Source organism: Chloroflexota bacterium, assembly GCA_026713825.1.
Taxonomy (GTDB): domain Bacteria; phylum Chloroflexota; class Dehalococcoidia; order Lucifugimonadales; family UBA1127; genus UBA1127.
Window position 1 is genome coordinate 41,180 of record JAPONS010000051.1, and the last position, 22,177, is coordinate 63,356.

The following is a 22,177-nucleotide window of genomic DNA, read 5'->3' on the forward strand; positions in this document are numbered from 1 at the left end:
CCGCCAAGCATCCCTCTAGAGACTCCTAGGCTACTAGGCTATCCCTCTTCGATCCAGGCGATCTCCCAGTCGCGGCCTTCCGTGTTGCCAACGTGGGGCCGGAAGTTCTTGATCCGCGGCTGCCAGAAGAAGTCGGTGAACCGGTCCGGGATACGGATGAGGTAGACCTGGTCCGCCAGGTAGCGTTGGATCTGCCTGACTTGGTTGAACCGCTGGTTCGGGTCCTGCGTCAGGCGCTGGGCCTTGATCATCTCGGTCAACAGCGCGTCGTCGATGTGACTGTTGTTCTTGCTGTTGCCGGGGAGGAAGCTGACCAGGAGGTCGTCGACTTCAGCCGCCTTCAGCCGAGAGTGCGCGATGTCGTAGTCGCCCATGCCGATGTTGCTGGTCTTCAGGTGCACCGAGTGGTCGACTTCCTGCAGATTCATCTTCACGCCGATTTCATCCATCATGTCGGCGACCAGTTCCGGATAGTAGGTTGCCTTGCAGCAGCTGCTGAACTGGTAGGTGATCTCCAAGGGGTTGTTGGGGCCGTAGCCCGCTTCGGTGAGCAGTTCAGCGGCGGCCTGGGGGTTGTACTCCCACCACCGTGCAGCGTCGCCCAATTCCGCGGGCGTAATTGCGTACTCCGGGAACACCAGAGCCGGGATACCACCATAGGTGGGCTCCGTTACCGATCCCAGGAGCAAGTCCATGATGGCCTGTTGCTCAAAGCCCATGGCAACGGCGCGCCGCACACGGATGTCATTAAACGCAGGGGTCCGGTCAAGCCGGAAGTTCAGCGTGGGGGCCGTGCTGGGCAGGTCCTGGGCAAAGTTGGAGTCGGGGTTCCGCTCCTTAAAGTCCGCAGTGCTGCCGGACGGCGGGCCAAAGGTGTCGATGTCGCCAGAGATGTAGGCCGCGCTACGTGCCTGGGTGTCCGGAATCACCACATATTCAAGCGTGTCGATGAAGGGGAGTTGATTGCCGTGTGCGTCCGTCTTGAAGTAGTCGGGGTTGCGGACGGCCGTCAAGCGCTTGTCCTTCTCCCACGAGTCAAACATCCATGGCCCGGTGCCAATAATGCCCTCTGGCGTGGAGAGGAACTCTTCATCCAGCACACCCTCCAGGGCTGGGCTCTGCGGCGGCGAACTGGCCGCTTCTTTTGGCGTGACATAGGCCAACGGTTCACCAACGTGAATCATAAAGGAGGCAACCGGTTCATGCAGGCGGAAGACTACCGTGTACTTGTCGGGTGCTTCAACCGCGCTGATGTCAGCCAGCTGGAACTGGTAAGAGTCCGGCCCCTTCAGGAACCGTTCGTAGCTCCACTTGACGTCTGCGGATGTCATCTCGCGGCCGTTAACGGGGGCCCGGTTGTGGAAATTCACACCCTCGTGAAGCTTGAAGGTGTAGGTGAGGCCGCCGTCGGAGACTTCCCAGGACTCTGCGAGGTCTGGGTAGGACTCACGGGTGCCACCTGGTACGTCTACACCTACTGAGCGGGACATCAGGTTGTTGTACCACCAACTGTTGGTGTTCTGGTGCTGGGACTGCCCGCCACTGGTCCCGTGCGGGTCAAAGCCGGAACGAACATCACGACTCTGGCCGAACGTGACCTTGCCGCCGTAGACGGGCTCGGGGCCCTCCATCATGGCGTCGTCGGCCTTGGTCATTGAGTCGTCGCTGGCCGGCTCTGCTGCGGCGGTGGTTGTAGTCGTAGTCGTCGTGGTCGCGGCGCTTCCGCCGCCGTCGCCGTCTCCGTCACCACCGGAGCAAGCGACCACCACCAGTGCCATCGACACCAGTAGGGCCAACAGGAGATAGCCATACCTTAACCTGCCGTTCATTGCGCCCCTCCTCTTAATCTTGACCTTCTTCCCTAAGCTGTGACGGGGCGGCCTGGGCGCGCTCCCGTCCTAAACCCTGTATTAAACGCCGGATCTGCTCCGGAGGTTCCCAGCGATCAGTCCTCAATCAGCGAGTTGCTCCGCTTCATGGGCGTGTCGTAGTCAACGCCGTGGGAACGAAACCAAAGGTAGATACCCTGCCAGAAGAGCTCCGGGTCGGCCTCGATGACCTCCCCAGTGTCGGCACGGGAGATTACGAGTTCGCCCCAAGCCTCAGGCTCGCGCTTCTCGCCCTCGACGAGCGACTGCCCGCGCCAGCTGTCGAGGTCCGCAAGTTGCTCGGTGAGGAAACGGGACAGGATGGCGTTGTCAGCGACGATTGCCTCACGAATAGCGCCCTCGCCGTCCAACACTAAAATGGCGTCGTTCTTGGCGCCTCTGGACCGCCACTCTGCACTAAGGGCCATGCCGGACTTTCCCCCAAGATTCTTGAGCACTCAAGTGCCCTATCAACTGGCGCACTCCTAAAAGAACGTCGAAAACACCTTGGCCAGGAGGACGTTCTGGTCAAGCAGGATGAGTCGATTGGCGATCTTCCAGCCGGTCTCGCTGTCCCGGCGAAGAATGTCCCGCCGTGTGCCGATGAACATGACGCACTCGTCGCGCAGACGGTTAGACCATACGAAGAAGTTGCTGCTGACCTCCACCTCATCGCCGTCCACCGACATGACGCGGACGTTGGTGATAATGTGACGCACGCGCGAGAAGGGCTCCTCCGGCCAGTGGACGCCGGTATTGAGTTGTCGGACTCGGCCCATCAGTGTGCGCTTGCCCTCGTCAAACCAGGAAATCTCGGACTCGGTGTCGGTGTTCTCTCGGTGTTGCTCGCCGAACTTTACGTTGCGGCGGATCGGCATGTGGTAGTGGATGTCCTCGGCCAGCAGGTCGCCCCATTCGCTGAACCTGCGTTCGTCCAGCAGGGCGGCCTCGTCGTACAGGAACCGCTCAATCTCCCGTTCGAGGAGCATCCGCTCCCATGCGGTGTCTGCGCTCTGGATAGTCACGGACTTCCTCCGTTGTAGGGTTTCCTAGGACTCTATCTCCGCGGCCACCTCGGCGAAGAAAATCCAGTCCTCCGAGTCGATCGATTCCGGCCGCTCGCTCTCGATGACCCGGCCCACGAGCCAGCCACCGTCCTTGGCGTTGAGCGTGATCTCAACCAGGTCTCCGTTCTTTAACTCCAGCTTCGTGCCTTCCGGCATGTCCCGAATGAACATGCCGTCGGGGGTATTCACCCGCTTGCGTTCCGACTTGTTGCCGCCCTCAGTTGTCATAGAGCGCCCTCCGATGATGCGTCAGGCAGCGCCTACCACGACGAGCTGATGCCGTTGCCGCCACGTGGCTTACCGTTGGACTTGCCGTTCTTGCGCACTGGGAAGATGTCGTCCCAGCTGCCGGCCTCCATGAACTCCACCCAACGGCGGAGCCGTGCGCGCTGGTTCTCCTCCGACGGCCCGCGGTCGCCGATGGTCACGCCGGGAATGCGCTCGTCCTGGTGGTTGTGGTGCAAACCGAGCTGGAAGTTGTACGGGAACCTCTGCGCGACCATACCAAGGCTGGCCGGGTGCGCGTAGTTCCAGTTCTCCATGTCGTCGGACTCGGTGATGCCGGCAGGGCCGCAGTAGCGCATCACGTAGCGGCGCTTGGCGTCCTTGACGTGCTTGGGGGCGTTCTTGTCGACCTGATATTGGCGCCAGCTCTCCGTCATGCCAACGCCGTGAGGGTGCCACATGAGAATGCGCCAGTCGGACATGGTGGCGTTTGGCCAGATGTGGAACTGGCCGTCGCTTTGCATGTGGAGGTATTCGTTAGCAAAGCGCTGCTGCTTGATCTCCCGCGTCTCGCGCCAGTAGTCGTCGACGCCGGGTTCGAGCAGCCACGTGTCGCGGTAGTCGGCGACGCCCGGCTGCTCGTAGATTGCGAGCTGGCCGACGTGGCCGAGTTCCCGGCTCGACATGTAGCCGCGCTTGGACGGGAACGGCGCCGCCAACGGGTGCCGTCCGCCGCCTTCGACCTCGCCCTGCGGGCCGATGGCCGCGGCGTTGACCGAGAGGTGCGTCATGGCGGCGTGGGCGCTGTCGCCGGCAAAGCTGAAGGCGCCGAACTTCCAGTTCGAGGGGAGGCGCCAACGTTGCGCGGGCTTGTAGAGCTCGACGCCCGCGTCGGTGCCGTCGGATGCCTGGAAGGCCCAGCGAACCGTCCGCTGGAAGGGCCCGAGGTAGTCCTCGAAGGACGGGGCCTTGGGATCCCAGGTCGCCCAGATGGAGCCGTAGTAGTTGCACATCTGCGCAACTTCCGCCAGACCCCACTGACTCTTGTCCAACTCCTCAAAGTAGGCGTCCCGGTGGTGGGGCACGCCGACCAGCCGGCCGTCCGTGTCGTAAGTCCAGGCGTGGAAGGGGCAAGTGAAGACGAGGGCGTTGCCGTCGTCGTAGCGGCAGACCTTCATGCCGCGGTGGCGACAGGTGTTCAGAAAGACGTGGATCTTCCCCTTGCGGTCGCGAGTGAGGATCACTTCCTCCTCGCCCATTCGACCGAGGACGAAGTCGCCGGGGTTTTCCACCTGGCTCTCGTGGCCCACGAGGAGCCAGGCACGCCCGTAGATCTGCTCGAGTTCCTGGGCGTAGATGTCCTCGTTAACGTAAACCTCCCGGCTAATCACGCCGCTCTCGAGGTCCACAAGGTCCCGAAGGTTTCGGTCACCTCTACCCTTGATATACGTGACCATGTCCTCGTCCTCCTTGCTCAATAGCCACACGCCACTAGTACGCGAGTCACTTCCCGCGTTGTTGCATAAACCTATGTTAACTGTGAATGTTTGTCAATTCCCCTAGTGTCCGAATAGTCTCCATTCTGGAATGGGGCCAACACATCGCCTTCTTTGCCCATGCCGTCGCCAAGCTGCCCTGGCGCCTTCACCGTAGCGCGGGTCGGCGCATGGGCCCTGGCAACTCCCTGATGCAGTTCAGCAATTTGGGGCACGATGGCAGGGTAGTCGGCGGGTACAACGCAGCTTCTTCCTGAGCGATGCGCGTGGCGACTAGGAGCGGACGCGGCTTCTGAGTTTCCTTGAGGCCACGTCTACGGACAGTATATTGATGGCGCTGTAAGGCCTGAATCTGTGACTGTATGGTGTCCCGTTACGCGATCGTGATGCTACCGAAGGTGCATGAGCCGGTGACGGTGAGTGTTTCCGTGGACGCTGCAGGCTGTGCGCGCTTAAGCTCCACGCCGCCGAAGTTGCCGGAAGTCTGGATGTTGACCATCCAGTCGCTCGGCACAAAGATCTCGGCGCTGCCGAAAATCGCGTCTACTTGCAGAGTGGCTGCTCCATCGGCGAGGGAGGCGCCACGAAGGTCAATCGTGACGCTCCCAAAGTTTGCCGACACGCTTCCGCCCCTGAAGTTCTGGCTCGTCACCTGTTGTTCACTTCCGCCGAAGACAATGGACACATCCAGGATGTCCGCTGACGTCGCTTTGCGCGGTTGTTTTCCCCTTGTGCGCCAGTTAGCCCTCCCGCCAAAGATGACGAGAAGACCAGCGACCACCAGGAACACGGGCCAGAAGTCGCCAATGTCGAGGTCCAGGATGTCCAGGTTGTCGACGAGAAAAACCGCTCCCACGAACAGCAGGAGGCCGCCGACCCAGCGTGATGACGGTACATTCAAAACGCCCAAGCCAATCAGTATCACAGGCCACCAGTCGCCCCAAGCAATGTTGTAGTCAGTGAGATTCTCCACCAGGAATCCGACTCCTACGGCGATCAGGAGGGCGCCGAAGAAGAGGCGATGCCAGAACCTTGAGCTACTCATCACTTCCTGCTTCGTTCGCGCTCGCACGTGAGCACGACATCATGATTGATGGTTGGGCATTTAGCCGGGGCCTCTCCCGCTTACTGCTCGCAGTCGCGGAGCTCCAGCGCTCGCCACGCATCGAGTGGCTTCTGGCGGGGGAAGATCTCCGGGTGGATGATTTCCGCCATAACCTCAAGCCCGTCTACGACGCGGGGGCCGGGCCGGCTGAAGTATGCCGTCGCGTCGACGGCGTACACCTGCCCTCGGCGCACGGCCTTGAGGTCGCCCCAAGCCGCAGGAAACGGTGTCAGGCGGAACTCCGACTCCAGTGCGTCAAGGTGGTAGCCGCACGGCATAACCACGATGATCTCCGGGTCAAACGTCACGATCTCGTCCCACGTGACCTCTCGCGACGGCTGCCCCGCGAGTACGATGCCGGCTGTCCCACCCGCGAGGCGAACCATCTCCGGCACCCAGTGTCCACCCGCGAATGGCGGGTCCATCCACTCCATCGTGAAGACGCGGGGCCGCTCTGCCGCCGCCCCGGCGCGCTCTTTCACCGCCGCAATGCGTGCCTTCAGTTCGGCTACGACTTGCTCAGCTTGCGACTCGGTGCCTGTGGCGCTGCCGACCTGCATGATGGTGTCGAGGATGGCCGCCAACGATGTCGGTTCCAACGAGAGAATGGTGTTGTCGCCGCAAAGGTGACGCACGGCGTCCTTCACCGTGTCGTAGGAGACGGCGCACACGTCGCACAACTCCTGCGTCAGGATGAGGTCTGGGTTGAGCTGCTCCAATAGAGGCTGATCGAGGGTGTAGATGCTGCTGCCGCTATGGACGTTCTCGGTCACATGGTTGTGTATGTCCTTATTTGACATGCTGGCCGGGTTGAAGCCGGCGCTGGTCACGGCGGGATGCCCCGACGCGTCGAGGGGATAGTCGCACTCGTGCGTGACGGCAACGAGGCGGTCACCAAGGCCAAGGGCGTAGACAATCTCCGTGGCGCTCGGCAGGAGCGAGCAGATGCGCTGGGCGCTCTGGACCATATCGCCCTCCCTCTCGTACGCCGCCTCGGGGAGCGGCCCATCCCGAAGCCTTGGGGTCTGGAATGCGGTCAAGCTGGTTTGAATCTATCGGCGAGGGGTGTCAGTGTCAAGGTGAATGTCGTCGCACGGCGCAAGATTCGGCCACGTTTGCCGCAGCTACGACAAGGGTTGACACCCCCCAAACGCGTGCATATCCTACCGCCTACGCTGTACAGGTAGGGGCAACCTACGCCCCCCGCCTAGTGCGCCGCCAACACGAGGGGGTATGCATGCTACTCATCATCGGCGGGATGGGCTTCATCGGGATGCACACGGTCCGCCACGTGCTGGACGCTGGCGAGGACGTGGTCATCGGGGTCCACAGTTCCCGCCGCGAGCCTGATCTGTTTAGGGACGAGATCGGCAAGCGTGTTCACATCGCCTCTGTCGACGTCACAAACCCGCTGTCCATCGTGGAAGCCGTCAGCAAACACGGCGTCAACCGCATCGCGCATATGGTGGCGCCACGGCTGGGTTCCCTCTCGCCGGGCGACGAGTACCGCACGAACATGGGTGGACTCATCAGTGTGATGGAGACCGCCCGCATTTGCGGCGTAGACCGGGTGCTCGTGGCCAGTTCGCAGTCCGTGTACTTGGGTCTGAAGCAGGGCCCCTTCTCTGAGGACGCGCCTCTACCCATTGCGACCGGCAACGCAACAGAGGCCTACAAGAAGAGTTTTGAGACCCTGGGCTCCCTTTACGCCAGCCAGACGGGCATCAGCGTGGTATATATGCGCATCGGCAGTATCTACGGCCCCTTGTATTACAGCGGCTTCAACCTTCCCAGCCGCATGACCCGTGCTGCGGTGACGGGCAACCCCCCGGACTACGGCCGAGGCGGCGTCCCGTTTTCCGATGACCTCACCGACTGGACATATGTCAAGGATGTCTCCAAAGGCGTGCAGCTCCTGTCAATGGCCGACTCCCTGAGTCACACCACTTACAACATTGGCAGCGGTCGCGGAACCTCCAACCAGGAAGTCGCTGAAGCGATCTCCTCTGCCGTGCCAGGCGTCAATTTCGAGCTTCAACCGGGCAAGAGTCCGACCTTCCGGCCAGACCCATTCATGGACATATCGCGCATCGGCGAGGAACTCGGCTACGCGCCGCAGTACACCATCGGGCCTGCCATTGCGGAGTACGCCGAGTGGATGCGGGCCACGCCGGACTGGCGGTAATCGTCGACAGCCCGCAGGCGGAAAGGGGGCGCTGACATAAGGTCGCGCATTGCGCGCAAGAGCCAATCGCGTCTCAGTAATTGACTGTTGTGGTACCATGTGCGCCAGTCCAAACTGATACATGGGGCAACCGGCGCCCAAACAAAGGAGGAGCACTATGTTCAACGGCACGAAAGTCCTGGATGTCCATGGTCACGTATCCGGACCGCCCGGCACGGTAAGCTGGATCGACATGGGATTCGCTTCCGGCCATGTGGGCGAGAGCCCATTTCGCTCCGGCGGGAACAGGCCCGCCAACCTCAGCGACGAGCTGATGTACGAGCGGAACAAGTACCACGTGGACTTCATGGACGACCGCAACATTGACGTGCAGGTCATCGGCCCCCGGCCCTTCCGTATGATGGGCTGGATGCCGCGCCACCTGCTCAAGCGATGGTGCGAATTCACCAACGACACCATACACCACCAGACACAGAACTTCCCCGATCGCTTCCTGTCCACCACCATGCTGCCGCAGATCGCGGAGGCGCCGGACCTCGGCAACTGCGTGGAGGAGTTCGAGTACAACATCCAGGAGCGCGGCTTCGCCGGCACGTACCTGAGCCCCGACCCCGACGGCCGCCATAACTCCCCCGGCATGAACGACACTAAGTACTGGGGCCCCGTCTACGAAATTTGCCAGAAGTACGACGTGCCCGTGTTCATCCACGGCACCAACTGCCTGGACGAGCGCATCGCGCACATCCCCGGCAACTACCAGGTCGGCTTCGTGGTAGAGACCTTCCTGGCCTCCCGCATCCTCGCCTATGACAGCAAAAACCTTTTTAGCCGGTTCCCCGGCCTGCGCATCTGCATCGCCCACGGCGGCGGCGCGCTTGACCGGTTCATCGACTCATCCCGGCACCGCGGTGACTGGGAAGGCGGCAACCTCTACTTTGACACCTGCCTGTACGACATCGACTACTTGGCCCTGTCAATTCGGCAGTGGGGCCCTGCAGCCACGGCGTTCGGCACTGAGGCTCCCGGTTCCGGCGGCGCAGTCCGCCAGGCAGGCGACCACAAGTCCGACGCCAACCTTGGCAGGACCTCCGACGACCTGTTGCCCATCTTCCAGTACTACATCGACCAGGGCATTCTGTCGGCAGAGGATGTTGTTGACATCATCCACAACAACCCGCTGAAGGTCTTCCCGCAGTTCGCCAAGGTGTAGTCCACCGAGAAGTCACGCTAGATTCAGACACGAATCTGGACAAAAGGAGAGGGGACCGCTCACGCGGTCCCCTCTCCTTTTCCGCTAGCTAGAGCGCTTCGAATTCTGCTGCTATTCTCCGCCGTCGTGGCTGTGTCCGTGACCGTGAGAGTCTCCCTTGGAGTTTGAGCCCATATTGAGGTCCATTGCCTTTTCAACGGCCTCGCCGTGCTCTAAGCGTTGGACCATCTCATCCATGTGCTCGTTGGGCTCGTCCTGGAAAGTCTCCTGCATGCGCTTGAACATGTTGGCCATGGAATGGGGGTCCGTATAGTTGACGCCGTCGAGCAACTCCTTCTTGTTGAAGTTGCTGATGTCGAACGGAGTGCGAAGCACCCGGAAGCTGGAGAATATGCGAACAAGGTCCTCACTTCCGCAACGCTCACACGTGCCAGTCGCGTCCACCTTCATAGACTTGAAGAAGATGGATACCCTGGCGTTGCAGCTCTTGCACCGGAACTCATATATGGGCATAGTTCGGCCAGTATAGTCGGGTGCGCCCATTGCGCCAACCCCTTATTGTACACTAGGGTCAGACAGCGACCGTTCCCCATTCGACATCCAGGAGGGTGGCCATGGCCAAGGCGTTCATCATGGTCAACACGGAGCCCACAGAGACAAACCGCATTGCCGAGCGTTTGAAGGCCATTCGTGGCGCCGTGGTCTATGAAGTCTTCGGCCCATTCGACTTCATCGTGGACCTGGAGGCGGACACGCCCGAGGATCTCGCCGCAACGCTTCGCAACAGCATCCGCTCGCTTCGCGGCGTCAACACGACGCTGACCTGCTCGGTCATGTAGCCGGTCAAGCGCCAACCTATGACGGCGATTTCTGAACACCGCGCCCTCATGGAGCGCGTTGCTGCGTGCCGGGCGTGCCCCCGACTGGTGGAGCACCGGGAGAGAGCGGGCGTCGAAAAGGTGCGCAGGTACCGTGAGTGGGACTACTGGGCGCGACCCGTCCCTGCCTTCGGGGCACCGGACGCCGAGCTGTGCATTGTGGGGCTGGCTCCCGCTGCCCATGGAGGCAATCGCACCGGGCGCATGTTCACCGGTGACCCGTCGGCCGACTTCCTCGCGGCGGCCCTCCACGCGGGCGGCTTCGCAAGCCAGCCAACCTCGCGGCACCGCGGCGACGGGCTGACCCTCATCAACGCCTACATCACCTCCGCGGTGAAATGCGCGCCTCCGGCCAACCAACCCAACGCCGAAGAGCAGGCACGGTGCCTGCCTTACCTCATTGAGGAGTTGCGGCTGATGCCCAACCTCAAGGCCGTCCTGGGCCTGGGCAAGCTCGGCTTCGACGCCTACCTGCGGACGGCGCAGGCGATGGGGTTACCTCGGCCTCGCGGCGTCGTCTTCGGCCACGGCGTCCGGTACGACCTTGGCGACGGGTTTCCCACGTTGTTCGGCTCCTACCACCCCAGCCCGCACAATACCTACACCGGACGCCTCACGCACGATGGGCTTGTGGACGTGCTGAACGACATCCAGGCGTTTCTGCGGGGCGCGTAGGGCGCTCTCCCACTGTTCCAGGACCTCCCTTCTGGAATTTCACCCCGTATCGGGGTACGGGGGAAGCTCTTCGCGGAATGACGCGGCGGGGATGGCGCAGCTTTCGCGGCTGTTCACTCGGCTGGACGGGATCAAGGGCGTCATCAACGTGTCTCGCACCACGGCCGAGACTGCGGGTACCCGGGCTTAGCCGGCGACCTTCCACGGCCGGCCTCATTCGATTCGATTCGAGTCGCTCCCAGTGAAGTTTTGCGGAATGAATCCCCTACGAAACTGCCCTCTACAGATACGACTCGATTGAACACGCCCAGTGGGTGTCGAGCCTTGTCGAGCCGCCTACGAGTTACAAAAGACTGCGTTTTTGTGCAGTTTTGTGTCGCTCTTTCGGCACTCGGGGTGGTTGCGTGCCCGCTGTTCTCGTGGTGGATGCGCTTGGATGCGTATGTCATGGACTGAGGGTAGCGGGGGCGGCGGGTTTCGCGCGAGGGGTATGTGTCAGGGGGGCATCCTCGCCCCACTGGATTCCGGCTTTCGCCGGAATGAGGAGTCGCTGATAGCAACGCAGCAGCCCCGCCCGTGACGGGCGGGGCTGCTGCGCTTCTGCGTGTGTCAAAGCCGAGGGAATTGCTAGCCGGTAGACTCCATCGGCCCGGTGTAGGGCAGGGGCTCGGAGACCATCTCCCGGATGCGGTCCATCATCTCGCTCTGGTCGTAGCCGCGGTAGAGGTTCACACGGTTGCGGTTGGGGTCGCCGCCGTGCCAGTACTCGTAGACCTCCTGACGCATGGCGAACGAGGAAGCAGCGAGGTCGTGGGCGAAGCGGAAGAGGCGGGACTTGTACTCGACGCCGACGTCCTTGCCGCGCATGTAGCGGTCGAGGTAGGGGCGGATCTCGGGGTTGGCGAGGTCGCGTTCGCTAGGCTGCATCAGGACGCCGGAGCCGGCGATCTGCCGGAGCAGCTCCACCATGCGCTGGGAAAACTGGGCGAAGAAAAGGTTCATGCCGGTGCCACGACCCAGGGACATCAGGCCGCCCTGCGTCATGTAGGCGCCGTGCTCCAACCCGTTCATGGCGTGGCGCCACACCTCCGTGAACATGATCATCTCGCCGAGCTTGGCGGCGACCTCACGGAACTCGTTGACGCCGATAGCCTCCGCGATCATTGAGGCCACGGCCGTCATGGTCTTCATCCGCTCATGGATACGGACGTAGTTGCTCCAACCCATGAAGTTGGCTCCGCCGGCCAGCCGCTGCACCATAGCGGATGCGTCATACAGCATGAAGACACGGTCCCAAGGCACCAGCACATTGTCAAAGAAGAGCATGCAGTCCTGCTCGTCGTACCTGATGCCAAAGGGGTGGCCATAGTGTCCGGGGTACTGCGAGACGGGTTCCCGGCAAAAGATCTTCAAGCCCTTGCTGCCGGACGGAATGGAGAAGGCCTGGATGAAGCGCGGGTCAGCCCGGCGGACGAACGTGGCGGAGAGGGAGACGTAGGTGTCGTTGCTCATGTGGGCGGCGGTTGAAACCTGCTTGCCGCCGGAAACGATGATGCCCTCATTGGTCTCCTCCACGACGTGGAGGGAGAGGTCCTCTTCTTTCACCTGCCGCGTCTCATTCTGAGGCTGCAGACTGCGGTCGACCTGCGGGTCACCGAGAGCGTGCGTCAGGAAGATGTCGTTTTCCTGGCAGAACGTGTGATAGTTGACCACGTTTTCGCCGAAGTCGCAGTGGGGATTCTTGACGGCGCTCAGGGCCTCACGGTTGTTGTACAGGCCAAGGACGAACTGGGGCAGGAGGTCAGGACCGCGCCCAAACTGGCCCCACGCCTGCTGGTTCCAGATCTCGCTGTTGCGGCGCTTCTTGCGCAGGTCCTCGGCGCTCCTTGGCAAAAGGTATGAGAGGCTGCATCGGATGCCGCTCTCCGGCGAGACAAAGGTCATCTGGTCACGATATTCGTCCGTGTGCTGGAGTTGGTAGATGCGGGCAAGCTCGTCAATCGTGTCCTTGAAGGCGGGATGCGTCGTGACATCGGCCACCCTTTCCCCGTCGACCCAGACTTCCCGGCCGTCGCGCAGGCTCTCCTTGAAGCTCTCAGCGGTATGCGCGCCATGGGGTTTCGTTGTTTCGGTTACCATAGCTGCCTCCTCGTAGCGGCCCCTGCCAGTACGTGTCTTGCCACAAGTTTCTGAATGAGGGGAGTCCCAATCCTCGGTTCCGTAGCATACGCCCATGCCGTCGGCTGTTCAAGTGCAGTTTTACATCGCACGCGCGCTGCGCGTGTGTTGACAGTTACAGGGGGCAGGAATAGCATAACGCCACTTATGTCGGAGCATCAGAATTGCGAATAATGGAGGTATAGGATGGCAAAGACTGTCCAAGTAGACACGGTTGCCGAGGCGTACCTGGAGTTGCTGGCGGCACGGGGTGTGGACTACTTCTTCGGCAACGGCGGCACGGACTTCGCGCCCATTGTCGAGGCCTATGCCAAGCGGTTCACGCAGGAGCAGATGCTGCCCAAGCCGATTCCCGTTCCCCACGAAATCACGGCTGTGGCTATGGCGCACGGCTACACGATGGTGACCGGCAAACCCCAGGTGGTCATGGTGCACACGATCCCCGGCACGGCCAATGCGACGAGCGGCATCATCAACGCCGCTCGCTCCAACACACCGATGCTCTTCACCGCCGGACGCACGCCGTTGACCGAGGGCGACCTGAGTGGCTCTCGCGACGGCGGCATCCACTGGGCACAGGAGTCCTTCGACCAGGGTTCCATGGTGCGCGAGTGGGTAAAGTGGGACTACGAACTGCGCTCTGATTCCGACGTTGAGGGTGTGGTGGACCGGGCGATGGCGCTTACGCAGTCCGAGCCCGCCGGCCCCGTTTACCTGACGCTGCCCCGTGAAGTGCTGGGTAAGCGCATTGAGGAGTTTTCCTACGCGGACAAACCTCGGATGGCGCCTGCCAAGGAAACCATGCCTTCTCCGGAGGCCATTGAGGAAACCGCACAGGTACTGGCGTCTGCCAAGAACCCGATACTGGTCACACGAGCATCGGGCAGAGACACCGGGGCGGTTGCGCCACTGGTGGCGCTGGCCGAGACGCTGGGCATGCCCGTCTTCGAGTCCGGGCTCTCCTTTGTCAACTTCCCACAGGGCCACCCGCTGCACGCCGGCGGCGATGTTGCAAGCGCCCTGGCAGAGGCCGACGCTGTGATAATCATGGAAGTCGACGCGCCCTGGACGCCCAAGCGTACCGGGCCCCGCGAGGACGCGACAGTCATCGCCATCGGCGAGGACCCCCTGTACTCCCGCTACCCCATCCGCGGGTACCGCATTGACGTGACGCTGGCTGGCAGCCCCAAGCAAACGCTCACGGCGCTGAACGAAGCCGTGCAGCGCATCGGCGTGGACTCCGGGGCGGTGAAGGAACGCACAGCCAAGTGGGCGGAGGCTCGGCAGAAGCGAGGAGAGGCCACCGCAGCAAGGGCCGAGGCCGGCAAGGCTGAGGTTCCAATCAACAAAGCTTACTTCAGCCGCGAACTGGGGAAGGCATTGGACGACGACACCATCGTTCTCTCCGAGCTCGGCATCGACTTGACCCAGATTGCCTTCACATCGCCGGGCGCCACCTACGGCATCTCGCCTGCAGGCAGCTTGGGCTGGGCCGTGGGCGCGGCCCTTGGCGCCAAGCTGGCAGCCCCGGACAAGACCATCGTGTGCTGCGTGGGCGACGGCTCCTACATCTTCGGCTCCGGGACCGCGGGCCACATCGTCTCACAGGCCCAGGACCTGCCGGTGCTGTACATTGTTTGGAACAACGGCATCTGGAACGCCGTGAAGAGCTCAGCCCGGAACATGAACCCGAACGGCTACGCTGCGCAGACGGACACTTGGGCCGTGACAACGCTTTCTCAGGGCTTCAACTATGAAATGATCTGCCAAGCGTCTGGCGGCTATGGCGAGCGGGTGGAAGATCCGGCAGAGGTCCCGGCCGCCATCCAGCGCGCGCTGCACGCAGTGCGTGTTGAAAAGCGTCAGGCCCTGCTGAACGTTGTAGGCGGGTAAGTCAAGCACTACCTGGAAAGGAGCATGGCAAATGCTGACCACAGAAGACAATGAACTCTTGACTCGAGTTGGTGCGGGCACGCCCATGGGCGAGCTGCTGCGTCAGTTCTGGCACCCGTTCATGCCCTCCCGCGACGTGGAGGTCGACGGGCCGATGAAGCGCGTGCGTCTGTTGGGCGAAGACCTCGTCTGCTTCCGCGACTCCAACGGTGACGTGGGCCTTGTCGCAGAGAACTGCCCGCACCGGGGCGCGTCGCTCTTCTTCGGCCGAAACGAGAACGCCGGCCTCGCCTGTAACTACCACGGCTGGAAGTTCGACACCACCGGCGCCTGCATTGACATGCCGAATGAGCCGGCGGAGAGCAACTTCAAGGACAAGGTGCGCGCGACCGCATACCCCGTCCGAGACGTCAACCACATGCTGTGGGCCTACATGGGGCCGCGGGAAACGCCGCCGCCCTTCCCCGCATTTGAGATCAATACCCTTCCGGAAGAAAACGTGCTTCCTCCCCACATCATGGTTGAGGAGTGCAACTGGGTGCAGGGACTCGAGGGCGACCTTGACTCCTCGCACGTCTTCTTCATCCACGGCCGGCTGCGAGAGGAGCAGGTGGGACCGAAGGGAGTGATGCTGGGCGCGTGGGCGCACGATCTGGCGCCAACCCTGGAGGTGGTCCCCCAGCCATACGGTGTCGTGTACTCTGCGAAGCGGCAGTGGAAGAGGGACAGCTCCGAGGTCTACCACCGAATCACGCAATACATCTACCCCTACTTCAGCATGATCGCGGCAGGCAGCCAAAACTCAGTCTCGGCCAGGGCATGGGTGCCCATCGACGACGAGTACCACATGCTCATCAGCATGCGGGGCAAGTTGGATGGCCCGGTCACTGAGGAAGAACGGGCGCGGGCGCTCGACCCCTTCGTGCTGTCGGGCGGCTACGTGGAGGAGACGCCGGACCCGCGGACGCGGTACCACACGGCGGCCAACAAGACCAACGACTTTCTGCTGGACTACGAAATCCAGAAGACGCTGAACAAGTCCGGCATACCCTTCGCAGGGAATCTGCAGGACCGGGCAATGACCGAAACAATGGGCCCCATCTATGACCGGCGCAAGGAGCACCTGGGCACCAGCGACCGGATGATCATCATGGTGCGCAAGCAGTTGATGGCCGCGGCGCGGCAATACATGGAGGATGGGTCAGTGCCCGCCGTCGTAGACGACGAGAGGCTGTACCGCGTCCGTTCGGCGTCGATCATTCTCCCTCCGGGAGAAGACTGGAAGGCACACACTGACAAGGCCCGTAATGCCGACGCCGGCGTGCCAATCGCGGCAGTGCCGCTGGGTGGCTCGGATGAGTTTGCACCGGCCATCGGCAAGGGCGTAAACCCATACGCGTAGCGGAAGTGAGACCGCACCGGCCCCGGAAAGCCTAAGAGAGGAGGCATCGCGATGCTGACAAGGGAAGAGAACGATCTCATGTGTCGAACGGACAAAGGCACGCCCATGGGGGAGTTCTGTCGGCGCTTCTGGACTCCGGTGCTCCTCTCTGAGGAGATTCCGGAGCCGGACTGCCCACCCGTGCAGAGCAAGATTTACGGCGAGGAGCTGGTGGTCTTTCGCACCACCAGCGGCAAGGTGGGCGTGCTCAAGGAGTTCTGCCCCCACCGTCGCGCCAGTCTCTTCTACGGCCGGAACGAGGAAGAGGGCTTGCGTTGCGCCTACCACGGCTGGAAGTTCGACATCGAGGGCAACTGCATCGACATGATGTCGGAGCCCGCGGACAGCAACTTCGCCAGCAAGGTCAAGATTCTCGCCTACCCCGCACAGGAGGCAGGGGGTTTCGTGTGGGCGTACATGGGCCCGCCGGAGCTGGAGCCTCCCATGCCGGACCTTGAATACTTGAGTGTGCCTGACAACCAGCGGCAGACGAGCAAGGTGCTCTACGAGTCCAACTTCGTACAGGTCATCGAGGGCGAGATTGACACCGTGCATGCATCCATCCTCCACAGCCGGTTGGACGCGCTGGAGAAGTCGGCAACGGCGACGACACTGGCTGGCCGCTACTCGTACCGGGACCGTGCGGCCCGCTTCCACGTCGAGGACACCGAGGGCGGTATCCTCATCGGCGCCAAGCGCAACGCCGAGGAGGACTCCTCTTACTGGCGCATCTCGCGCTGGCTTTTCCCTTGGGTCACCATGATCCCTCGGGAGCCGCACGGCCCCTGCCGTTCCGGCCTCATTGTTCCCATTGACGACGAGACCTGTTGGTTCTACCTGTGCCGATGGAACCCCTACGGCCCCCTGGAGGGCAACTGGAATGAGGCTCCGCGCGACGGTATGGTGCCCGGCACGTGGCTGGGCAAGGCCAACTCCACAAACCACTACCTGATCGACCGGCAGGCACAAAAGACCGAAACGTTCAGCGGCATCCCCAACAGCATGGGCCGCGCGCAGGACGCCGCTATGACGGACAGCATGGGCCGCATCGTCGACCGCACCGAGGAGCACCTCGGCACCACGGACACGGCAATCATTCGCATGAGGCGCCGGCTGATCGTGGCCGCCCGGGAGTTGGAAGACGGCATCGAGCCATACGCGCCCAGCCACCCCGAGGTCTTCAAGGTGCGGTCCGGCGGCGCGCTGCTCCCGCGCGAGGTCTACTTCAAGGACGACCCGGTTGTGTGGGAGGACATTACGGTCCAGTAGCTTAGAGCGGTTTTCAGTGGTAGGCTAGCAGGCTAAGGCTACCGGCATTCACCAGTAGCATTTGCGGTTTGTCTTCAGACGTAGCGCAACAACAAAGAGGAGGCAAGGGGATGCTGACCAGGGAAGAAAACGAATTCCTGTGTCGAACGGACAAGGGCACGCCGATGGGCGAGTTCTGCCGCAGGTTCTGGACGCCGGTGCTCCTCTCTGAGGAGATACCGGAGCCGGACTGCCCGCCTGTGCAGAGCAAGATCTACGGCGAGGAATTGGTGGTCTTTCGCACCACCAGCGGCAAGGTAGGCGTGCTGAAGGAGTTTTGCCCCCACCGTCGCGCGAGCCTCTTCTACGGCCGCAATGAAGAAGAGGGTCTGCGCTGCGCCTACCACGGCTGGAAGTTCGACATCGCGGGCAACTGCGTCGACATGATGTCAGAGCCGGCGGACAGCAACTTCGCCGAAAAGGTCAATATCCTGGCCTACCCCGCGCAGGAGGCGGGTGGCTTCGTGTGGGCGTACATGGGCCCGTCGGAGCTTCAGCCGCCCATGCCGGAGCTGGAGTACCTCACGATAGCGGAGAACCAGCGAGAGGCCCGAAAGGTGTGGTACGAGTCCAATTTCGTGCAGGTCATTGAGGGAGAGATTGACACGGTGCACGCTTCCATCCTGCACAGTCGATTGGACGCCCAAGAGAAGGCTGCAACAGCGACGACCATGGGTGGGCGTTACTCGTACAACGACCGCCCGGCCCGCTTCCACGTGGAAGACACGGACAGCGGCATCCTCATCGGCGCCAAGCGCAACGCCGAAGCAGACTCCTCTTACTGGCGCATCTCCCGCTGGCTCTTCCCGTGGGTCACCATGATCCCCCGTGAGCCGCACGGATACGCTCGGTCGGGCCTCATCGTACCCATTGACGATGAGAACTGCTGGTTCTACCTGTGCCGCTGGAACCCCTACGGGCCTCTGGAGGGTCAATGGACTGAGGCGCCCAAGAGCGGGATGCTCCCCGGCACGTACAAGGGAATTGCGAACAAGAGCAACCACTACATGATTGACCGGACTGTGCAGAAGACAGAGACCTTCAGCGGAATTCCAGACAGCATGGGCCGCGCGCAGGACTCGGCAATGACGGACAGCATGGGCGCGATTGTGGACCGCACGGAAGAACACCTGGGCACCACGGACACGGCCATCATCCGCATGCGCCGGCGCCTCATCATCGGCGCGCGCGAATTGGAAGAGGGCATCGAGCCTTACGCGGCCAGCCACCCGGAGGTGTTCAAGGTGCGCTCCGGCGGCGCAGTGCTGCCTCGTGATGTCTACTTCAAGGACGACCCAGTCGTTTGGGACGACATCACTGTGAAGTAAGCGGATCTGGCAAGGCAACGACGGCGGGAGGTCGCTCGAATGCGTCTCCCGTCGTCGCATGTTTGGCGCGATTGGTCGTAGCATGCACCTGAATTCAATGAATGGATGACACCATGCCCAATCAGCTTCCGCCCATCACCCACATCTACGCCGGCAACCCCCTCGACCGCGGTGACCAGGAGCGTCGAGACGAGGGTTGGCTTCGGGACCGTGCACTGGATGCAACCAGCAAGTTCCTGCCACTGTGGGAGAACACGGTCCTGGTCAGCAGCTCGGATGAGCACGACCTCGGCTGGATTGGGCTGGACGACGTGCAGCGGCTGGGTATTGAGGTGGAAGGCATCTTCCTTGGACTGCGAGACGGCGCCGCCCACTTCACGGTGGACATCACACGCAACGAGGCTGCCTCCGAGGCGTTGCGCGCCGACGAAGCATGGTCCTTCGAGGACACGCGGGGCGTCACTGATCTCATCAGTCTTGCAGACTCGGGCATCGTCGCGCAGGCGCGGGCGCAGGTGAACTGGCACAACCGGCACGGCTACTGCTCCGTGTGCGGGACACCTACGGAGATGCGGCGCGGCGGCCATATGCGCCTCTGCCCCAACTGCAACTCGCAGCACTTCCCGCGGACGGACCCCGTCGTCATCACCGTCGTCGCCGACGGCGACCGGTGCCTGCTGGGGCAGTCGCGCGGGCGGCTGCAGGCGATGAACCGGTACTCGGCGCTGGCGGGCTTCATGGACCAGGGCGAGGCGATAGAGGAGGCGGTGGCGCGGGAGATCATGGAGGAGTCGGGCATCCGCGTGAAGAACGTGCGCTACCACTCGTCGCAGCCGTGGCCGTTCCCGTCAACGCTGATGATCGGCTGCCACGCGGACGCGGCGACGACGGACATCCACATGGACACGGGCGAGATGTCCGATGTGCGGTGGTTCTCCCGGGACGACGTCACGAGCGCCCTCGCCGGCACCAACGAGAACCTCGCGCTGCCGGGCCCCATAGCCATCGCGCACCACCTCATCAAGGCGTGGGTGGCGGGAGAGGTGTAGAGTTGCAGAACAGGTGGTTTGGCGAGAAGAATGACTACTTCAAATACAGTGTAATACGGCATCTACTTGCGTATGGTAGTTTACGTGTGGCAGTCAACTGGATGTTGATGCCGGACGCTGGCAATCTAGACCTGAGTAAGACCAGCTATCTCAGAAACCCCAAACATCACTTCAGGAGCTTCGACCCGTACGTCTTTGACTACCTACAGGAACAAGTAGTGCAGCGTAAGCAGTTCAATGTCTCGGTGATGGCATTGGGAGGCCCAATTGCGAATTGCCAGTTCTTTGATGACTATGTGCCTCAAGACCAAGGAGAAAGGCAGAGATGGTTCAACAAGTTTCTTTCTAGTGCTAATGGGATTCCTGTGATGTTTTTTGACCCTGACACTGGAATTGAGCGGGATTCATCAAAGGGTAAAGACAGGGTGAAATTCATATGCTGGGATGAACTGCGATACGCGTATGGGCTAAACCACACTCTTCTAATCTATCAGCATAGAGATCAAGGGCTGTCTCCCCGCTGTTCAGCCCTGAGCCGTCTTAGTGAGATTCAGGAAGTATTCCCCGACACTAACGTATGGGTGATATATTCTAGTACAGTTGCTTTCTTCTTGTTAGGGCAGCCACCGCACTTCAAGCAAATAGAAAAGGCTGTCGTCTCCCTTAAACAATACTGGCGAGCTTACCCTGTGTCAGTCCTTTGGCCATAAACCTTTGCGCTACAGCAACGCACCGTACTCCCGCACTGCCTCCGCAAAGGCCTTGTCTAGCCAAGACTCTAGACTTGGAACGATTTCTTCCAGAAGGGACTTGTATGTAAATACGAACTGCCCCAGGGAACAAGGCTTGAGGATGTCAGGAGGCACATCGCTGGACACTTCATACGGCTGCTCAGACGGCGCTCGCACTTCGGCCTCAGCAGCATAGAAGGCACGGGCCTCCATAATGCCTCCATGCCAAGGGCCAGTATGGTGCAGCGACACCACAAAGGCAAATGTTCTGCGTATTGTCTCGCGTTCTTCAACCATCATCTTGGCCACATAATAATGCGGTTCGTTGAAATCTACTTCGCGGCCTTGAGCATTCGCTGCTCGTGTGACGAGGTTCTGGTAGAGATTTGGGTCCCTACTTCCAACTACACCTCGCTCCTGAATATCGGTGCCAACGACATCGTGCCTAAACGATGCAGACCCAGAACCGTGTTCCCTCCTAATGATGCCACTGAGGCTGTTGAGTAGCGAGTTGAGGGCATGCTCAGTACGTATGGCCAGTCGTATTGCCAAGTGGTTCACCGTACCCCATTCCACAATGGCGTCCCGCTCCCGGCGTTTGAACCGTGCTTCGATTCTGGCCAACTCGGTTCCCGTAGCTGAGGCGGAAGGTTGTTCAAGGGGGCCAGTCTGCAAGTTCAAACCCTCAATAATCGCTGTTTCTTCCAACCGAACAAGAAATCTAACGAGCGGCACCAAATCGCCCGCGTCTGCGGCTTCCAGCGCGTCGATATACTCCGTACGGTCGTCACGATCCACGACTATGGGCAAGAGGCCAGCCCTGAGCAGTGATAGGCCCATGAGCGCCCGTGCCACTCGCCCGTTGCCGTCTTGGTACGGGTGTATCTGCACAAATCGGTGGTGAAGCCATGCGGCCACCACAATGGGGTCCTTGTCCTGATACTCCGCCAGCAAGGACAGCAGCCGCTCCATCTCCGGCGCAACTTGAAGCGGGGGGCAATACTCGTGCACTGCGCCGGACCGGAGCGTGACGGAGTTGGGGTGAACCTTGAACGCGCCGCGCAGCAGCCGCGTTTCATACATGCGGCCCTCTCGGTCGTATGCTGTGACGGCCGGCTGATGCGCTGTGTAGGCTTGATGCAACTCATGGATAAGGCCAATGGTGAGTTCGCGCGCACCGCCCACGCACTGCTGCACGAGTGTCCATGCGGATTCATGGTCGGACAACACTGTGGCCAAGTGGGCAGGGTCGACGTTGGTGCTTTCGCGAGGGATAAGGTCCTCGCGAAAGCCGTGCTCCACCAGGACATTCGTCGTGCCACGGTCCACATCGTACAACCGCTCAATGATGCCGGTTTCCACGCTCAGCCGCCGGACCAAGCGCTCATTGAACTGTTGCAGCCCGTAAGGGGCCTCTTCTTGTAGCCGGGCCTGCGCTTCTCGCCACACTTCTGTGAGGGGTTGCAGCCCATGGGCAATGCGCTCCTCAAATTCAGTCAATGGCTCAATTGGCTGCCAGCGATGCTGGATGGTCATTCTA

19 protein-coding genes are annotated in these 22,177 nt (G+C 61.6%); 9 read left to right on the forward strand and 10 right to left on the reverse strand.

Annotated features, from left to right (window positions below):
• Positions 1-38: 38 nt before the first annotated feature.
• From OXC99_06805 to OXC99_06835, 7 genes are all read right to left on the reverse strand, one after another.
• Positions 39-1,829: an ABC transporter substrate-binding protein gene (locus tag OXC99_06805; protein ID MCY4624690.1), complete on the reverse strand. Its 1,791-nt coding sequence runs from the start codon at positions 1,827-1,829 to the stop codon at positions 39-41.
• 116 nt (positions 1,830-1,945) lie between these two features.
• Complete coding sequence (locus OXC99_06810; protein MCY4624691.1) at positions 1,946-2,296, reverse strand: hypothetical protein; 351 nt, start codon at positions 2,294-2,296, stop codon at positions 1,946-1,948.
• A gap of 57 nt (positions 2,297-2,353) precedes the next feature.
• Positions 2,354-2,893, reverse strand: a complete 540-nt coding sequence (locus OXC99_06815; GenBank protein MCY4624692.1) for a 3-phenylpropionate/cinnamic acid dioxygenase subunit beta — start codon at positions 2,891-2,893, stop codon at positions 2,354-2,356.
• Positions 2,894-2,917: 24 nt separating this feature from the next.
• Positions 2,918-3,163, reverse strand: coding sequence for a hypothetical protein (locus tag OXC99_06820; protein ID MCY4624693.1), 246 nt, complete (start codon positions 3,161-3,163; stop codon positions 2,918-2,920).
• Between the two features lie 32 nt (positions 3,164-3,195).
• Positions 3,196-4,617 (reverse strand): aromatic ring-hydroxylating dioxygenase subunit alpha, encoded by a 1,422-nt coding sequence (locus OXC99_06825; GenBank protein MCY4624694.1) that lies wholly within the window; start codon positions 4,615-4,617, stop codon positions 3,196-3,198.
• A 412-nt stretch (positions 4,618-5,029) separates the two neighbouring features.
• Positions 5,030-5,701 (reverse strand): DUF5668 domain-containing protein, encoded by a 672-nt coding sequence (locus OXC99_06830; protein ID MCY4624695.1) that lies wholly within the window; start codon positions 5,699-5,701, stop codon positions 5,030-5,032.
• Positions 5,702-5,781: 80 nt separating this feature from the next.
• Positions 5,782-6,729, reverse strand: a complete 948-nt coding sequence (locus OXC99_06835) for a cobalamin-binding protein (GenBank protein ID MCY4624696.1) — start codon at positions 6,727-6,729, stop codon at positions 5,782-5,784.
• A 269-nt stretch (positions 6,730-6,998) separates the two neighbouring features.
• On the opposite strand from OXC99_06835, the gene OXC99_06840 reads away from it, so the two are divergent.
• Positions 6,999-7,946, forward strand: coding sequence for an NAD(P)-dependent oxidoreductase (locus OXC99_06840; protein MCY4624697.1), 948 nt, complete (start codon positions 6,999-7,001; stop codon positions 7,944-7,946).
• A 157-nt stretch (positions 7,947-8,103) separates the two neighbouring features.
• Positions 8,104-9,156 carry an amidohydrolase family protein gene (locus OXC99_06845; GenBank protein ID MCY4624698.1) on the forward strand — a complete coding sequence of 351 codons (1,053 nt, stop codon included), beginning with the start codon at positions 8,104-8,106 and terminating at the stop codon, positions 9,154-9,156.
• A 111-nt stretch (positions 9,157-9,267) separates the two neighbouring features.
• Here the strand turns inward: OXC99_06845 and OXC99_06850 are convergent, their stop codons facing one another.
• Positions 9,268-9,669, reverse strand: a complete 402-nt coding sequence (locus OXC99_06850; GenBank protein MCY4624699.1) for a zinc ribbon domain-containing protein — start codon at positions 9,667-9,669, stop codon at positions 9,268-9,270.
• A 101-nt stretch (positions 9,670-9,770) separates the two neighbouring features.
• On the opposite strand from OXC99_06850, the gene OXC99_06855 reads away from it, so the two are divergent.
• On the forward strand, positions 9,771-9,995 hold the full coding sequence (locus OXC99_06855) for an Lrp/AsnC ligand binding domain-containing protein (protein ID MCY4624700.1): 225 nt from the start codon (positions 9,771-9,773) through the stop codon (positions 9,993-9,995).
• Between the two features lie 18 nt (positions 9,996-10,013).
• Positions 10,014-10,709, forward strand: a complete 696-nt coding sequence (locus OXC99_06860; GenBank protein MCY4624701.1) for a uracil-DNA glycosylase — start codon at positions 10,014-10,016, stop codon at positions 10,707-10,709.
• A gap of 627 nt (positions 10,710-11,336) precedes the next feature.
• Here the strand turns inward: OXC99_06860 and OXC99_06865 are convergent.
• Positions 11,337-12,848 (reverse strand): 4-hydroxyphenylacetate 3-hydroxylase, encoded by a 1,512-nt coding sequence (locus tag OXC99_06865; GenBank protein ID MCY4624702.1) that lies wholly within the window; start codon positions 12,846-12,848, stop codon positions 11,337-11,339.
• A 225-nt stretch (positions 12,849-13,073) separates the two neighbouring features.
• On the opposite strand from OXC99_06865, the gene OXC99_06870 reads away from it, so the two are divergent.
• From OXC99_06870 to nudC, 5 genes are all read left to right on the forward strand, one after another.
• A complete protein-coding gene (locus OXC99_06870) occupies positions 13,074-14,780 on the forward strand; it encodes a thiamine pyrophosphate-requiring protein (protein MCY4624703.1) in 1,707 nt (568 codons plus the stop codon).
• 31 nt (positions 14,781-14,811) lie between these two features.
• The gene (locus OXC99_06875) at positions 14,812-16,182 is read left to right on the forward strand and encodes a Rieske 2Fe-2S domain-containing protein (GenBank protein MCY4624704.1); all 1,371 of its coding nucleotides are present in this window, start codon (positions 14,812-14,814) and stop codon (positions 16,180-16,182) included.
• A gap of 51 nt (positions 16,183-16,233) precedes the next feature.
• Positions 16,234-17,490, forward strand: coding sequence for a Rieske 2Fe-2S domain-containing protein (locus OXC99_06880; GenBank protein MCY4624705.1), 1,257 nt, complete (start codon positions 16,234-16,236; stop codon positions 17,488-17,490).
• Between the two features lie 110 nt (positions 17,491-17,600).
• The gene (locus tag OXC99_06885) at positions 17,601-18,857 is read left to right on the forward strand and encodes a Rieske 2Fe-2S domain-containing protein (GenBank protein MCY4624706.1); all 1,257 of its coding nucleotides are present in this window, start codon (positions 17,601-17,603) and stop codon (positions 18,855-18,857) included.
• Positions 18,858-18,958: 101 nt separating this feature from the next.
• Positions 18,959-19,906 carry an NAD(+) diphosphatase gene (nudC, locus tag OXC99_06890; protein ID MCY4624707.1) on the forward strand — a complete coding sequence of 316 codons (948 nt, stop codon included), beginning with the start codon at positions 18,959-18,961 and terminating at the stop codon, positions 19,904-19,906.
• A gap of 719 nt (positions 19,907-20,625) precedes the next feature.
• Here nudC and OXC99_06895 read toward each other — a convergent pair.
• A complete protein-coding gene (locus OXC99_06895; GenBank protein ID MCY4624708.1) occupies positions 20,626-22,173 on the reverse strand; it encodes a Fic family protein in 1,548 nt (515 codons plus the stop codon).
• Positions 22,174-22,177 lie beyond the last annotated feature (4 nt).

Coding starts and splice junctions, on each gene's coding strand:
- OXC99_06805 (MCY4624690.1), bottom strand. CDS start 1,829: ATGAACGGCAGGTTAAGGTATGGCTATCTCCTGTTGGCCCTACTGGTG.
- OXC99_06810 (MCY4624691.1), bottom strand. CDS start 2,296: ATGGCCCTTAGTGCAGAGTGGCGGTCCAGAGGCGCCAAGAACGACGCC.
- OXC99_06820 (MCY4624693.1), bottom strand. CDS start 3,163: ATGACAACTGAGGGCGGCAACAAGTCGGAACGCAAGCGGGTGAATACC.
- OXC99_06825 (MCY4624694.1), bottom strand. CDS start 4,617: ATGGTCACGTATATCAAGGGTAGAGGTGACCGAAACCTTCGGGACCTT.
- OXC99_06830 (MCY4624695.1), bottom strand. CDS start 5,701: ATGAGTAGCTCAAGGTTCTGGCATCGCCTCTTCTTCGGCGCCCTCCTG.
- OXC99_06835 (MCY4624696.1), bottom strand. CDS start 6,729: ATGGTCCAGAGCGCCCAGCGCATCTGCTCGCTCCTGCCGAGCGCCACG.
- OXC99_06840 (MCY4624697.1), top strand. CDS start 6,999: ATGCTACTCATCATCGGCGGGATGGGCTTCATCGGGATGCACACGGTC.
- OXC99_06845 (MCY4624698.1), top strand. CDS start 8,104: ATGTTCAACGGCACGAAAGTCCTGGATGTCCATGGTCACGTATCCGGA.
- OXC99_06850 (MCY4624699.1), bottom strand. CDS start 9,669: ATGCCCATATATGAGTTCCGGTGCAAGAGCTGCAACGCCAGGGTATCC.
- OXC99_06855 (MCY4624700.1), top strand. CDS start 9,771: ATGGCCAAGGCGTTCATCATGGTCAACACGGAGCCCACAGAGACAAAC.
- OXC99_06860 (MCY4624701.1), top strand. CDS start 10,014: ATGACGGCGATTTCTGAACACCGCGCCCTCATGGAGCGCGTTGCTGCG.
- OXC99_06865 (MCY4624702.1), bottom strand. CDS start 12,848: ATGGTAACCGAAACAACGAAACCCCATGGCGCGCATACCGCTGAGAGC.
- OXC99_06870 (MCY4624703.1), top strand. CDS start 13,074: ATGGCAAAGACTGTCCAAGTAGACACGGTTGCCGAGGCGTACCTGGAG.
- OXC99_06875 (MCY4624704.1), top strand. CDS start 14,812: ATGCTGACCACAGAAGACAATGAACTCTTGACTCGAGTTGGTGCGGGC.
- OXC99_06880 (MCY4624705.1), top strand. CDS start 16,234: ATGCTGACAAGGGAAGAGAACGATCTCATGTGTCGAACGGACAAAGGC.
- OXC99_06885 (MCY4624706.1), top strand. CDS start 17,601: ATGCTGACCAGGGAAGAAAACGAATTCCTGTGTCGAACGGACAAGGGC.
- nudC (MCY4624707.1), top strand. CDS start 18,959: ATGGATGACACCATGCCCAATCAGCTTCCGCCCATCACCCACATCTAC.
- OXC99_06895 (MCY4624708.1), bottom strand. CDS start 22,173: ATGACCATCCAGCATCGCTGGCAGCCAATTGAGCCATTGACTGAATTT.